At 51.7% G+C, this 451-nt stretch carries 1 protein-coding gene; it reads right to left on the bottom strand.

The window, feature by feature from the left end:
- A partial coding sequence (locus DEQ92_RS22705; RefSeq protein ID WP_115821814.1) for an AAA family ATPase occupies nt 1-451 on the bottom strand: 451 nt, incomplete at both ends.

Here is a 451-nt window from a genome sequence, read left to right on the forward strand (position 1 = left end):
TAGTGTGTTGCGGAACGTGTAATTGTTCGAAATTCCGATGAGGCCGACTTTTGCTTCTTTGATATGCCCGTTCGCACGTGCTCGTGGGAATTCGTAGAGTAATGGATCTGGATTAGAGAGGTGGTCAATTTCGTCGAGGACGAACAGATGGGTTCCACCGAGACGTTCCATCTGGGTGTATAATTCTTCGAATGCGTCTGCCGTTGATGGCCCTTTCTTCGGGAACGTAGCTGTGTCCTCGGGGCGGAGACTGTTAACGAGGTGGCGAACAGTCGAATAGACACTTTGGTTGTTGCAATTGACCTTCGTGACGTGGATTTCGTCTGCTGTATCGCGACGAAGTGCTTCACGCTGGAGTTCACTGAGCACGAAGTTCGTCACTGCAGTTTTTCCGACACCAGCTTTCCCGAACAGGAAGATGTTGTCGGGGCTGCGACCGAATAGCGCGTCG

Origin of the sequence: Haloferax sp. Atlit-6N (genome assembly GCF_003383195.1) — an archaeon.
Taxonomy (GTDB): Archaea; Halobacteriota; Halobacteria; order Halobacteriales; family Haloferacaceae; genus Haloferax; species Haloferax gibbonsii.